The sequence below is a fragment of the Pirellulimonas nuda genome (assembly GCF_007750855.1).
Lineage (GTDB): Bacteria > Planctomycetota > Planctomycetia > Pirellulales > Lacipirellulaceae > Pirellulimonas > Pirellulimonas nuda.
Genome location: NZ_CP036291.1, coordinates 1,654,583 through 1,668,422 on the forward strand (window position 1 = coordinate 1,654,583; position 13,840 = coordinate 1,668,422).

The window sequence follows — 13,840 nt, forward strand, 5'->3', positions numbered from 1 at the left end:
ATGCCCGCTTACTTGCTGGGCACGGTAGGGCTTTGCAGGCTCTGCTTCAGCCTCGCCGCGAGGTCGTTGGCGACGACGGGATGCTGGGCGATCACATTGGTGGATTCGCCCGGGTCGTCCGCTAGGTTGTAGAGTTGGGCTTCGGCGGGCATATCGGAGTGGCCCGTCGGGTCGCCTACGCCGCCGTGCTTGGGGCCGGCGGGCAACTTGCGGGGCCCCGCCGGGATGTACTTCCAGTCTGCCTTGCGGATGGCCATGCGGCCGTTGCCCTGCTGCACCAGCTCGTCGCGTCCCTTGTCGCTCCTGCCCAGCAGCGCCGGCAGCACATTAACGCTGTCTGGCCCCGCGCCCTCGGGCACGCTGGCGCCCGCCAGTTCTGCGAGCGACGCCAGGAAGTCGACCTGGCACACCATCGCGTCGGTGACGCCCGGTTTGACGGTCCCGGGCCAGCTAACGATGGTCGGCATGCGGGTCCCTCCTTCCCACACCTGGTACTTCCCGCCGCGGAAGGGTCCGTTGGGGTCGTGATCGCCGATGTTCTCCAACGAACCGTCCTCGTAGCCGTCGGTGACCACCGGGCCGTTGTCGCTGCTGAAGATCACCAGCGTGTTCTTGCGGAGGTCCAGGCGCTCGAGCGCGTCGATGAAGCGGCCGACCGCCTCGTCCATCTCAAGGATCGCGTCGCCCCGCCCGCCGGCGCCGCTCTTACCGCGGTGGCGGTCTGCGGGCCAGCGCGGCTCGTGGATGTCGTGCAGGTTGAAGTACAGGAAGAATGGCTTGTCCTTGTGCTCTGTGACGTAGCGGATCGCCCTGTCGGTGAACCGGTCGGCCATCTCTTCGTCCTTCCACCAAGCAGCGCGGCCCCCCGACATGTAGCCGATACGGCTGATGCCGTTGATGATGGTGCCCGAGTGCTGCGGGTCCGCCGCGAGGCGGGTCAGGTCGGGCCGCTCGTGGCCGGTCGGGATCGTGCCGATCTTCTTCCGGTAGTCGATCTGGATCGGGTCGTCTTGTTCGGCGCCCTCCACACGGCGGCCGTCGATGTAGACGCAGGGGACCCGGTCGTTGGTGGCCGCCATCACGTACGACTCGTCGAACCCCGCCTCCAGCGGCCCGGGCTTGATGTCGCCGTTCCAGTCGACACCGCCGCGGCCCAGGCCGAGGTGCCACTTGCCGATCACCGCGGTGGCGTACCCCGCGCGGCGGAGCAACTCGGGGAGCGTGGCGCTGCCGGGCTCAATTAGCATGGGGGCGTCGGCCGGCAAGATTTCTGCCAAAGGATTGCGAAAGGCGTACGAGCCGGTAAGCAGCGAGTACCGGCTAGGCGTGCAAGTGGCCGAGCTCGCGTAACCAGACGTGAACCGCAGCCCGTCCGCCGCAAGGCGGTCGATATTGGGGGTATGGATGGCGCTGCTGCCGTAGCAACTGACGTCGCCGATGCCGACATCGTCTGTGTAGACAATGACGATGTTTGGCGGTTCGGACTCCGCACCCCTAGCCCGCTGGGACGCGAGCGCCCCGCACACAGCCGCCAGGATGACCAAGACAAGGTTTGTTTTCATAGCGTCCATCTGGGAAAAGGGAGCCTACAAGCTGATGGTCGTCCAAGCGGGTGGGAACTTCAAGCAAGAAAGGGGCTCCGGCCCCGTCCCCCGGGAGCGGGGCGTCCGTTGGCCGCGGCCGGCTACTCAACCCCCAGCTTGCGCTGCAGCTCTTCCAGCGGCACCCCTTTGGTTTCTGGCACCATCGTCAGCACCCACACCAACTGCAGCGCCATCATGCCGCAGAAGAAGGCGAAGATGGCCCCCGCCGGGAAGGCCCGCACGACCGGCGGGAACAGCAGCGTGATCAGTGCGGCGAATACCCAGTGCGTTCCTGAGCCGAACGCCTGGCCCGAGGCGCGGTGCTCGTTCGGGAACACCTCAGAGATCAGCACCCAGATCACGGCCCCTTGGCCCACCGCGTGCGCGGCGATAAACGCAAAGATGCCGATCAGCACGATCAAACCGCCGGATCCCGCGAGCGACGACGCCTGACGCGCCGCAGCGCCGGCCGCATCGGCGACCGCCCTGGGGTCGTCGTCGGCAGGGAGCTGAGCCGGCTCGCCCTGGTATTCTGGGCCCGCGGACGACAGCGCTAGCGCCTTGCGCGCCGCGGCAGCGTCTTCCTGCAGCTTCGCCAGTTTCTCCCCCCCCACGTCGCCCGCAGACTCTGCGGTCGCTAGCGACTTGTAGGCCTCCTGCGCGGCGAGCGCGTCGGCGGCGACGCCAAAGGGTGTGGCGTTTGCATAGAAGGTCGCTGAGATCACCCCCAACGACGCGATGTAGCCTACCGAGCCGATCACGAGCAGCGTGCGTCTGCCCAGGCGGTCGATCAGCCACAGCCCGAGCATGGTAAACACCAGATTGGTGACGCCGATGCCGACCGAGCGGATCTGCGCCGCTTGCTCGCCGAGCCCGGTCATTCCGAGGATGCGTGGGGCGTAGTACAGCACCGCGTTGATGCCCGACATCTGGTTGAAGAAAGCGACCAAGAACGCCAGCATGATCGGCCGCATCAGCCGGCGGCTCCAGAACGGCGTGTGGACGTTGTGGTGCGTGGCGTCTTCTCCGACGTGGTGAGCGATCGAGGCCGCCATGGCGTCGAGCGTCTGGGCGTCGGCCTCGGGGTTCACCTCGCCCAGCACCGCGCGACCCGCGTCGCGGTCGCCGCGGATGTTGATCAGCCAGCGGGGGCTCTCGGGGATGCGCAGGCAGAGCAGAGTGTAGGCGAGCGCGGGGATCGCCTCGATCCCCAGCATCCAGCGCCAGTTGTTCTCGCCGACGTTCTCGAGCATAGCGTTCGAGAGGAAGGCGATCAGGATCCCCAGCACGATGTTGAACTGGAACATCCCGGTCAGCCGGCCGCGGAACTCGGCCGGGGCGATCTCGGTGATGTAGAGCGGGGCGGCGACGGTTGAGATGCCGACGCCCACGCCGCCGATGAAGCGGGCCAGCGCAAACGTGTAGACGTCGGTCGCCAGGCCCGACCAGACCGCCGAGACGAAGTAGAGCATCCCAATGGAGGTGAGCGTCGCCTTGCGGCCGAAGCGGTCGGTAGGCACGCCGCCGGCCAGCGCGCCGAGCACCGTCCCCCACAACGCCGAGCTGGTCGCCATGCCGTGCAGCCAGTCGCTCAAACCCCAGATCGACTGGATCTTCTGCTCGGCGCCAGAGATGACTACGGTGTCGAAGCCGAACAGGAACCCGCCGAGCGAGGCGGTGACCGCGCTGGCGAGGAGTTTGCCGGAGAGTTTCATAGCTAGTCGGGGTAGAGCAGGGGAAGCGATAAGACGTCCGGGACGACCCGCCCGCGGGGCCACTCCCGTCGGATCTGGGGAGTCGATCACCGGCGCCGGCGCGGGCGTCCGCACATTCTGGCCGAGAAAGCCCGCGGAGACAAACGCCGGCAAGACGCCGGTGGGTGGGCTCAAGAGGCCGCCAGAGAATCGGACCTACGCTTAGCGTCGGCGCCAGCCGGCCCACGATGCGATTGTCGCCGCCGTGATAAGCAACCACGAGCCGGGCTCGGGCGTGGCAGACGCCGAAACGCTGCCTCCGGGAAGAGGGAGCCCGAACGCGGCCCTCCAGATCAAGAGGTCGTTCGCGTCGATTATCCCGCTGCCGTCGGCATCGGCGCCGGCGAACGAAGCGACCGGCTGGCTGAGCGTGTCGCGCCAGACCGAGTAGTCGGCGGCGTCGACCGCCCCATCGCTGTTAAAGTCACCCGGAACGATCCCGGGGCCGAGCCCGGCCGACAGCGTTGCGTAGTCGTCGGCGTCGACGTCCCCGTCGCCATCCGTGTCGCCGTCTCCCCAACCCGCGCCCGAGCTTTGGCCGAAGCGCAGCAGCAGGCCGGCCGCGTCCGCGCGGTCTACGTGGCCGTCAAGGTCGAGGTCGCCGTACGAGGTCGCGTGGCCGGCGACCAGGGGGAAGATCACGTCGAGCCAAACATCGACGTCCTCGGAGTCGATCGTTGCGTCGGGGAGCGCAAGGTTGTACAGCGACGCCGGCCCGGCGGTTGAGCCGTACGCGGCCGTGATGAGGTCGATGTCGTCTGCGTCGAGCGCCTGGTCGCCATCGAAATCGCCCAGCAGGCCGGCGACAGACGACGTTGAGGCAGCGAACGCGTCGATCTCGACGGTCCCGCCGTCCACTGTGCTAATGCCGAGCATGCTATTGAGGGGGACCGGCGTCGCGAGCCCGAACTGGCCGCTGAAGAAGAAGCTGCCGCCTGCAGCGCCGGCTTGCAGGCTGAACTGCCCCGTCTCCGCGTCGAACGCCACCTGCAGTTCGTTCCAATCGCCGCCAACAGCGGCGCGGCCCGTCGCGGAAAAGACCTCGGTTTCCTGCCCGTCGATCACCTGCACGACGCGGGCAATACCCACGGCGCCGTTCACGAGCTCGGCCCGGAGGTAGTTCTCTGCGTCTTCGTACCCGAAAACAACCCCGGCCGACTCTCCCACGCCAGCAAAGCGGGCCCGCAGCGACGCGGAGAACGCCTGCCCGCTTTGCACGAACAGCGCGTCGTGGGTAGCAACGGCAAGGCCCCCGTTGGGGCCCTGCACCTGGTTACCGCCCAGCGTGAAGTCGCCGCCGCCGGCGCCCAGCACCCGCGTCTTCCAATCGGGGTCGCGGTCGAGCGGGCCCTGCTTGCCCACGTACTCGACCGGGTTGCTGGCCAGGTCGTCCGTACGGAGGTTGAAGAGGGTGAACCCGTCCGAAACGGAATCCCCTTCGGCGGCCAGCGTTTGCAGCGGCGTGTCCTGGTCTTCGGTCCGCACCGCCCAAGCTCGGAGCGCCGTGTGCAGCCGGTTCCAGGTCGCCCGCTGGGCTGGATTGTCCATCAGGTCGGAGGTCTCCCAGACATCGCCGGCGGTGTGGTAGAGCTCGAACTGTGGCGGCGCCGTATTGAACCGTCCGTTGTGCACCTGCGCCAGCATCTCGAACTCTTGGGGGTACTGCGCGCTGTTCTGGACGATCTCTCGGTACGACTGCGTGGCGTACTGGAAGTTGGAGTTTGGGTTGTTCTTTGTTTTCCAAACATCTACGTTCACTTGGCGGGCCGAGTTGAGGTCGTGCCGGTAGATGAGCCGGTGCTGGCCGTCGTAGATGGATCGTTCTTGCTGACCCCCGCCATCTTCTTTGTTCGTGGCGACTTCGCCGACCACGTACTGGCGGAACGGGGCGTCAGCCGGCGGCGCCGAATCCAGCAGCGGAACGAGTGATTGGCCGTGCTCAAGCGTCGGACGCTCGATCCCCGCCAGGTCCAGCAGCGTCGGCATCAGGTCGACGGCCGAGACCAGCGAGTCCTCTACCACGTCGTGCCGGAAACCCGGGCCGCTGATGCTCAGGACGGTTCGTAGGCCGAAGTCGTGCGGCGACATCTTCCCGCGGTGCAATCCGGGGCCGTGGTCGCCCAGGAAGACCACGATGGTGTCCCCCGCTAGGTTGCGGTTGTCGAAGGTCTGCATGATGTCGCCGACCACCTCGTCGGCCGCCTCAACGGCGCTGAGGTACTTCGCCCAGTTGCTGCGTCCGGCGGCGGTGTTAGGCAGGTGCCCCGGCGGAGTGACGGCCTCCATATCGGCGATGGAGTGTCCGTCCGAGCTGAAGGGCTGATGGGGGTTGTTGATGTTTGCCATGTAGAACCATGGCTCGTTCCCCGCGGCGTTGAGGAAGCTGTTGAAGGAGCCCCCCGACGGGTCCGCCGCGTTCCAGCTATCAAAGGGGAACTGGTGGTTCTGAGCCACATGCAGTTTGTGCGTGACCCCGCTGTAGTAGCCGGCCGCGTCGAGCTGCTGGATCAGCGTGGGTAGTTCTTCGTGGATGCGCGCGTTGCGGTACAGGCTGTTGCCCGCAGCGATTGCTTGGTCCTCGGCGAGGGTTTTCGGGCCGTTGATGTTGGTTGTGTTCTGACGGATCCCGTTGGTGTGGCCGAGCAGCCCGGTGTAGATGGCTGCTTTGCTCGCGGAGCAGACGGGTGTCGCGACAAACGCATTGGTAAAGGCGACGCCTGCCTCTAGCAAGGCGTCCATGTGCGGCGTCTGCAGGCCGCCGGCGCCGTACTGTGCGAACGCGGGGTGACTTACCTGCGCTCCCTGGTCCTCGGTGAGGATGAACAGGATGTTGGGCCTGTCCGCGGCGCTGGCGGGCTGCGTCATCGCAACGGCCGCCAGCAGCACCGGCCAAGTCGATCGGCAGCATTGATGGGTCACGGCTTGCCCTGTAGAGCAGAAGTGGTTGTCACGTCGCGGACGGCTTGGGATCGCCGGGCCGATTCGACGGCGGGTTTGAGCTCGGTCTGCCACGCCCGGGCGTCGGCGTCGTCAATCACGTCGTCGGGGAGGGCGAGATTGAACTGCGATGACAACCCGGCACTGGGTCCGTAGGCAGCCCTGAGCAGCGCGAGATCTGCGTCGTCCAAGAATCCGTCGCCGTCGAAGTCTCCCGGTCGGCCAAACGCCATCTCGACTCTGACCTCGAAGCGATCGAACCGCGCCTCGCCGTTCCCAGCCGCTGCGACGCCGAACCGCCCACCCGGCAGAAGGGGCTGTTTCAAACGAAAGGCCGTCGAAGACGAGCCCCCCGCGCTGCTCGAGTTCAGGGAAAGCAGCGCCTCAGTTGGGTTGTAGCTGACGCTAAGATCGCTCGTACCCGCGTGTCCGGTAAGAGTCTTGACCGTCTCGGACTGATTGTCACGAACGCGACGGAGCCTTACGGACGAGGATTGTGGATCGGCCGTCGTCTCGGCCTGAAACACGTAGTAGTTCGCGTCGTCCTGCCAGCCGAACACTAGCCCCGCAGTGCTCTCGGGGCCGTCGACCCGCACACGCAGCGATGCCCGAAAAGACTGCCCGGGTGTTGCCTCTGGCGCGTCGTGCGTGGCGAGCGTTGTTTCGCCCGGCGCCTTGGCGACAAGCTCGCCCCCATCAAACTCAAAGCCTTCTCCGCGGCGCGCCGTCCAGTCCGGATCGTCGCTGAGCCAACCCTCCTTCCCGAGATATACAACCCGCTCCTGCGGACGGCCGTTGTGATGGACTTTGAACGCGTCAAAATCGTCCGACACCTCTTCGCCGTAGCCACCGACCGTCTGCAGGCTGGTGTCGCGGTCGTCGGTTTCAATCGCCCAGCGACGCAGCGCCGCGAACAGGCGGTTCTGCGTCGCCTGCAGGTCGGACCTGTCGGCTAGGTTCTTCAGGTTGTCGACGTCGCCCGCCGACTGGTCGTACAGCTCGAACTGCGGCGGCTTGGTCTGGAACTGGCCATTGTTCACTTTGGCCAACAGGCGGAACTTGTCTGGGAACTCCGTGCGGCGGGCGATGATCTCTGAGTACGTGGGGGCGTTGCCCGTTTTGCCGTAGTCGTCCCACCACAGGTCGACGTTCACCTGGCAGGGCGCGTTGATCTTCTCGCGGTAGACCAGCCGATAGCGGCCGTCGAAGATGGTCCGTTCCTGGATGCCGGCGTTGGAGACTTGCGACGAGGAAACCTCTCCCACGACATAGGCGTGTGGGGGGGCGGCGCCCTCAGCGGGCGCCTGCTTCAGCAGCCCGGCCAGCGACACGCCGTGCAGCCTCTGCGGCGCGGCGATGCCGAGCAACTCGAGCAGTGTCGGCAGCAGGTCGATGGTGCAGACCGGCTGGCCGCACAATGCGTCTTGCCTCAGCCCGGGCCCGGCGATCCCCATCACCGTCCGCATGCCGAAGTCGTAGGGGCTCATCTTGCCTCGGTGCAAGCCGGGGCCGTGGTCGCCAAGGAACACAACGATTGTGTCCTCGAACTCGCCCTGCTTCTTGAGCAGCTCTAGCACGCCGGCGATCTTGTCGTCCGCGCGCTCGACGTCCGACAGGTACGCGGCCCACTCTTTGCGAGCGGTGGGCGTATCGGGGAACTGGCCGGGGACATCGACGTCGGCGGGATCGACCCGATCCGGCGCGCCGAACACGCGGTGTGGGTCGGAGACGTTTAATAGGATGAACCACGGCTTCCCGGCGCTGCGGGCGTTTGCCGTGATCGTCTCCACCGAGCCGGCCGTCGCGGGCTTGAGCCAGTCGTCGTAGGGGAAGAGCTCGTTGGGGCCGATGTGCAGCTTGCCGGTGACGCCCGCGTGGTAGCCGGCTTGTTTGAGCAGCGTGACCAGCGTTGGCGTGCCCGCGACCACCGCCGCCTTGCGGTACAGCGTCATGCCCTTCTCGGACGGCCTGATCTGTTCCGCCGGCTTGAAATAGTTGACCGTGTTCTGTCGCACGCCGTTGGCGTGGCCGTACAGGCCCGTGTAGATCGCGGCCTTGCTGGCGGAACAGACGGGCGTCGCGACGAAGGCCTCGGTGAAGGCCACGCCGGAGCGGAGGATGGCGTCCATCGCCGGCGTCTCGACCCCCGCGCTGTGCTGATCCGCAAACGCTGGGTGGCTGGCCTGGGCGCCCTGGTCCTCGGTGAGAATGAATAGGAGGTTCGGTTGATCGGCGTGGACGGCGCCCGTGAACAAGGCCGCCAGCAAGCAGGCGTGCAGGGCAGGGGGGGAGAGGATGCGTTGCATGGGAACCGGGCTGTCGCGCCGAACCAGGGTGTGGGAAATCCAGGGGGCCGTTGCGGAATGGTTTCCCTACGGGGCCACGACGCTGACAATCTCGCCATCGTTGCGGATGCCCAGCCGCTGGTACGCGCCGAGCAGCTCGGTGCGGAGCGGAAGCGCCTCTTGGCCGGCCGGGGGCCGCCAGTCGATCGTACCATCGCCGCCGCCCGAGTCTTGCCCCTCGCTGGGGCGGGTGACATTCGATTCAATGTCCTCACTGATAAGGTGGACCGACCCGTCGCACATGGCGAAGTTGGCGCCCCCCGGGTGGAGGCTCGCGAAGCCCTCGCCGCAGTGGTCCGTCGCTGCGGGCAGTGACCCGTCTGCGTTGGGCTGCGGGAAGTCGTTGATCGGCACGCTGGTGCGTCCAACCACGTAGTACGGCCCGCTGATGGAGCGGCCCGTCTTCTGCCCGGCGCCGAACCACACCCCGGACTCGCAGGCGCGTTCCGTCGGCCTCTCGCCGATCAGTATCGTGTGGCTTGCGCCGTCGGTGATCTTGCGTAGAGAGATCTTGCTGTTTCCGAACATCACGCCGTTGTTCGGCCCGCAGCTTCCGCTGGTGTCGCAAGAGAAGTCGTAGTGACCCATGCTGGCGAGGTAGTTGCTCTTGGGCCAATTCTGGCCCCCGAACTCCTTCCTCTGAGTGCCGCCGCCCCCCGTCTCGAGAACGCCGGTCGTGGGATCGGAGGGGCAGATCATCGCCGACTGCTCGGACGCGAGCGCCTGCTTGATCGCCGCGTTCTTCAACGCCTCGTTCAGTGTCTGCCTCTCGGGCTGCGCCAGGTCGGTCACGGCGCTTGCCTCGATGTAGGGAGCGATGTAGACGCCCCAGCCCCACGACTGGAACGTGCTGTCGCTGGGAGCGTCCCACCCCTTGGGGAAAGCCCCTCGCGTGTCGTGGTGCTGGATCGAAGCGAGCGCAAGCTGCTTGAGGTTGTTGGTGCACTGGCTCCGGCGTGCGGCTTCGCGAGCAGCCTGCACCGCCGGCAGCAACAGCGCCACCAAGATGCCGATGATCGCAATCACGACCAGCAGCTCGACCAGCGTAAACGCGATGCGACACTTACTTCTTTGGTACATCGAAATCCTTCTGGGTGTCTGCCTGGGGCAAATCGATCTCCAGCTCGTAGGGCCGCCGGATGAGCGGCTTGCCGATCGGCGTGATCTCGCTGATGGTTCTCCCGTCGGTCACCATCACGGTTACGTAGTAGGCGCCTCCGACGACCCCTTGGCCTGGGGCTGTTTCGTAGCGCCCCTCAAAGATCCGCGCCACCGACCGCGGCCCGGTGTTTTCTTTGGCTTTGTCGGGCTGGAACACTACTTCTCCCCCAGGCGCCGGCTGCCCCGCCAGCGTTACGACGCCCGAGACCTTGTACTTCGGCGGCCCGCCGTCGCCGCACCCGGCGGACAGCCCCGTGCACATTGTGACAACCAGGCCTATCCACCAACCACGCCGCACACCCATCGCTCGTCGCTCCATTGCTATCCTCTCCTCGCTGGCGCCAGGGGAACCTGAGCCGAATGCGTAAGCGCCGGGTGGCCGGACTGCCTGGCTGGCGCCATCGGCTCATTCCCGGAGCCACAACGCTCGCTACAGACAACTCGTTACGCCCAACGGCGAGCCATCCATACGCCGACGACTCCGGCCAACGCCAGCAGCGCTCCCCCCGGTTCGGGCACCGCGCCGCCGCCGATCGCGCCAATCACGAGCGGCGGGACGGCGCCGTAGGTGACAACGCCGGAGTAGGTGATCGGGGCGCCGCCGCCGGTCATGCCGAAGTTGTTCTTCCAGGCGTCGTAGTCCGACTGAACAAACGTGGTCCCGAGCCCGTCCCGCCAAACCGTGTAGTCGGCCGTGTCGACGGCACCGTCGCTGTTGTAGTCGCCTGCCAGCGCGACAGGCACGGCTCGGAACGTGAAGTCGAGGTCTCGCACGGCGCCCGGGACGAACGCTTGGCCCAGGTTGTAGGCCTCGCCCGGAGATAGCTCGGTGGTCCCCTGCGCCTTGAGTTCCGCAAGCAGGTTGGCCGAGGCGTTCGACTCTCGCCAGTCGTTGCCGTCGATCCCCTGCTGGTCGAGGCTGTTCCACTTGGGGTCGGTGGCGTCGAGCGAACCGGCGGCGCTCTTGACCGCATAGGCGTCGATCTTGACGGTAGACATCGACGTGTTCCGGAGCTGCGCGTTGCCGGTCGCGGGATCGACCACCAAGGTCAGGTTGTTGATGCCAGTTGTTCCGGTGTACTCCACGGCGCCGGTGATCGTGGCGCCGGCGGTATTGCGGTAGCTGAATGACAGGTCTTCGTAGCTGGTGTCGCCAAACGCCCCCGCCACGGTGGGGGCGTAGATGGCGCCGAGTGTCCGCTGGCCGGCGGGGCCGATCGCTTCGCTCCCGATCGCGCGGAGCTCGGAGAGTCGGTTTGCGGTGGGGTTCGACTCGGTCCAAGCGGGGGCGCCGCCCCCCTGGTCGTGCAGGCTGTTCCATGCCCCCTCGGCGATCGCGTCGCCCGGGGAAAAGACGGTGTAGGCGTCGATGTTCACCGTGACCGACGAACCAGGGTTTTTGATGCTCACCTGCCCGGTGTCGCGATTCACGGCGAGCGTAAGGCGCTGGTCGAGGAACAGCTCCAAGGTGGCGCCATTGGCGCCGGAGCCTCCCTGCCGCGTGCCGTAGAACTGGCCCGACTCAAGCGTCGGTCCGCCGGTGATGTTGATGGCGTTGAACGACCCGATCACGTTCTGGGCGTCGACGAGCACCCAGCTTGTCCCCGAAAACCCCGGGACGAACTCGACATTCAGGGCGCCGTTGATGAACGCGTTGGACTGCGACTTCAGCGGCGAGTGGGTCGCGGCGTTGATCTCGGCAATCAGCGTGTGGGACGCTTCAAGCGTGAGATCACCCGCGGACGAGAAGTTGACCGTGGGGCCGGTGATCCTGGTGGTGGCGCCGAGAGTCGTGGCGCCGGCCGAGGTGAGCGTCGCTGCGCCAGAGAGCCGGACGGCGCTGGAGGCGCCGTTGGTGTCGATCACCTGAGCGGAGAGCGTCCCGCCGGTCATCGCCAGCGTGCCGTTTCCCCCGCCGCCGACGACGAGCGTCCCGTTCGCGGGGCCGCCAGACACCACTTGGAGGCTTCCGCAGGGGGTGATATTGAGCGTCCCGGAGTTCCCCACGCCGCCCCCCAGGGTCAGCCCGCCGGGATTGGTGGAGACCGGCGTGCCGATGCTGGCCACGGCGGTGGGCAAGGCGCCGGAGCCGATCACTCCGACCTCAGCAAAGCCCGCCGATGGCGGCGGTCCGCCCTCCCAGTTGTTGGCGTCGTAGAGGCCGTTGCCGAGGTTGTTTGTGAAATTAATCGGCGATTGGCCGTGGGCGCCGGCCGCAAGCGCGCAGAACGCCGCCAGCAGTGCGGGGCGATGAACAAAGGTTCTCATGGGGGAAGATTCCTGGCGGAGTAGGCGAGGGGGAAGAGTATCGGGCCGGGCGTTTAGCACCGCCGCCGCAGTCCGACACCCGCCAGAGCCGCCGTGAGCAGGCCGATGGCCAGCGACGCGGGCTCGGGGACCGCGTCGCCTCCTAGCGCCGCCGCGGCCTGAGGAACGTAGATCGATTTCCAAACGCCGAAGTCGTCGAAGTCGACCGTGCCGCTGAAGTCGAGGTCGCCTTCGCTGCCGGGCGTTGCGACCACGTTAAAGAGTCGGTCGCTGATGTACGCGAAGTCTTCGAGCCCGACTGAACCATTGCCATTCGCGTCGCCAGGGACCGAGGCGCTCCCCGCGGTGAACGAGAGCTTAATGTTGTCGATCCACAAGAGGTTCGATCCGAGCCCCTCTCCTTGTGTGCCGGGAAGGAACACGCCGTCGGCGCCGGCGTTTGCGAAGTGGATGCCGATAGGCTGCCCGATGGCAGGGCCCCCGAGAAGCTCAAACTCCAACTGGTACGACGCCAGCGCGGGGCTCGACAGCCCGTCCGTGAGCAGCGTGGTCGAAGAAGCATAGGTGTTGGCCTGAGAGAGCGTCCCCGCAAACAGCCCGGCGTAGAGGGAGGTCGTTCCCGAGACCGAGTCGCGCGAGGCCGCGTCGAAGGAAAGCACATACGTGCCCGAAGCGAAGACGTCGCTAAGAGCCTGTGACATGCCGCTGGTGGCATTGGTGGAGTGGAGCCCGCGCACCTGCCCTACGTTGGCGCCGTTGGTAGCGGCGGCGTCGGTCACCGCCTGGGTATGCGCCGCGGCGCCCCCCGACCGGGTCCAACCGGTTGGCTCGTTGCCGATGCTGTCCTCGAAGCTGGGGTTGCCGATGCTGAGGAAGGTCTGGGCGCTTGCTGTGGTGCAGACAAGGGCCGCCAAGAGCGACGCAGCGAAGATTGGTTTCATCAATCGATTCCTATTCGCGAAAGAGGGTTTCAAACGGGATCGCCGACCTGATCGCGGCGAGCAGAGCGAGTCCACTTCATCGGGTCATACAAGCCGCCTGCCAACGTAGGCCGCTCCGGCAGACGCGATCAGCAGCAGCACGCAAGCGGGTTCGGGGACCGACGGCGCGTAGTCGATCGCCACGTTGTCCAGCAACAGGCGGTTGCCCGCGGCGCCGTTTCCAGCGAAGTCGCCGTTGAGCGGGTCCATCGCGTCGTCGTCCGACGAGGTGCCTGCGTTGATAAACTGAAGGCCCAAAGGGTTGCCGATCGCCGGCGAACCGTTCGGCACGACCACCGAGACCGAATACGACTTGAGGGAAGCGTCGGCCGCAGGCAGCGATATAACCGCCCCACCCAGGTAGTCGCCCGGAACGGTGTTAAACAATCCCGCGAAGACGTCCGTCGACGACGCGTTGGACGACTCGGCGTCGAACGAGATCGTGTAGGCACCTGCCAAGATGGTGTCGCCAAGGACTTGGAAGATGCCGGAGTTGGCCGTGGCGCTGTGATAGCCACGGAGGTTGGCGACGTTGTCGCCGCTTGTGGCCAGGGGGTTGGCCTCGGTCACGTTGTGGCCCGACTGGGCGCCCGACTCGCCATCGGTCCAGTCAGCGACGTCGGCGTTGACGCCGCTTTCGAAACTAGGGTTCGCAATGGCGATAGGCAGCGCTGAACACTTAGCAACCGCGCATACCGCAACAAGAACGCCAAACACAAGTCCGACATACCGTGGCATTAGTCAAGCCCTCGTAGAAAAGTCGGCGTTCGACGGGGCCCGCGGCCGAGCACGAGCCGGTCAAATCCGCGCAA

At 66.4% G+C, this 13,840-nt stretch carries 9 protein-coding genes; all 9 read right to left on the reverse strand.

All coding sequences use genetic code 11. The annotated features are described in order from the left end of the window. Positions 1-8: 8 nt before the first annotated feature. Complete coding sequence (locus Pla175_RS06920) at positions 9-1,562, reverse strand: sulfatase family protein (RefSeq protein WP_197527322.1); 1,554 nt, start codon at positions 1,560-1,562, stop codon at positions 9-11. Between the two features lie 122 nt (positions 1,563-1,684). Then, positions 1,685-3,328 carry a sugar porter family MFS transporter gene (locus tag Pla175_RS06925; RefSeq protein WP_261342822.1) on the reverse strand — a complete coding sequence of 548 codons (1,644 nt, stop codon included), beginning with the start codon at positions 3,326-3,328 and terminating at the stop codon, positions 1,685-1,687. 171 nt (positions 3,329-3,499) lie between these two features. Then, positions 3,500-6,256 (reverse strand): sulfatase-like hydrolase/transferase, encoded by a 2,757-nt coding sequence (locus Pla175_RS06930; RefSeq protein WP_145282504.1) that lies wholly within the window; start codon positions 6,254-6,256, stop codon positions 3,500-3,502. Next, positions 6,253-8,580: a sulfatase-like hydrolase/transferase gene (locus Pla175_RS06935; protein ID WP_145282506.1), complete on the reverse strand. Its 2,328-nt coding sequence runs from the start codon at positions 8,578-8,580 to the stop codon at positions 6,253-6,255. Before Pla175_RS06935 ends, Pla175_RS06930 begins: the two co-directional genes overlap by 4 nt. A gap of 66 nt (positions 8,581-8,646) precedes the next feature. After that, entirely contained in the window at positions 8,647-9,699 is a 1,053-nt protein-coding gene (locus Pla175_RS06940) for a DUF1559 domain-containing protein (protein ID WP_145282509.1), read from the reverse strand. Continuing rightward, a complete protein-coding gene (locus tag Pla175_RS06945; RefSeq protein ID WP_145282511.1) occupies positions 9,683-10,099 on the reverse strand; it encodes a hypothetical protein in 417 nt (138 codons plus the stop codon). The genes Pla175_RS06940 and Pla175_RS06945 overlap by 17 nt, the downstream gene beginning before the upstream one ends. Before the next feature lie 125 nt (positions 10,100-10,224). Next, positions 10,225-12,048, reverse strand: coding sequence for a hypothetical protein (locus Pla175_RS06950; RefSeq protein ID WP_145282513.1), 1,824 nt, complete (start codon positions 12,046-12,048; stop codon positions 10,225-10,227). A gap of 53 nt (positions 12,049-12,101) precedes the next feature. After that, the gene (locus tag Pla175_RS06955; RefSeq protein ID WP_145282515.1) at positions 12,102-12,989 is read right to left on the reverse strand and encodes a PEP-CTERM sorting domain-containing protein; all 888 of its coding nucleotides are present in this window, start codon (positions 12,987-12,989) and stop codon (positions 12,102-12,104) included. Between the two features lie 84 nt (positions 12,990-13,073). After that, complete coding sequence (locus Pla175_RS06960; protein WP_145282517.1) at positions 13,074-13,766, reverse strand: hypothetical protein; 693 nt, start codon at positions 13,764-13,766, stop codon at positions 13,074-13,076. Positions 13,767-13,840 lie beyond the last annotated feature (74 nt).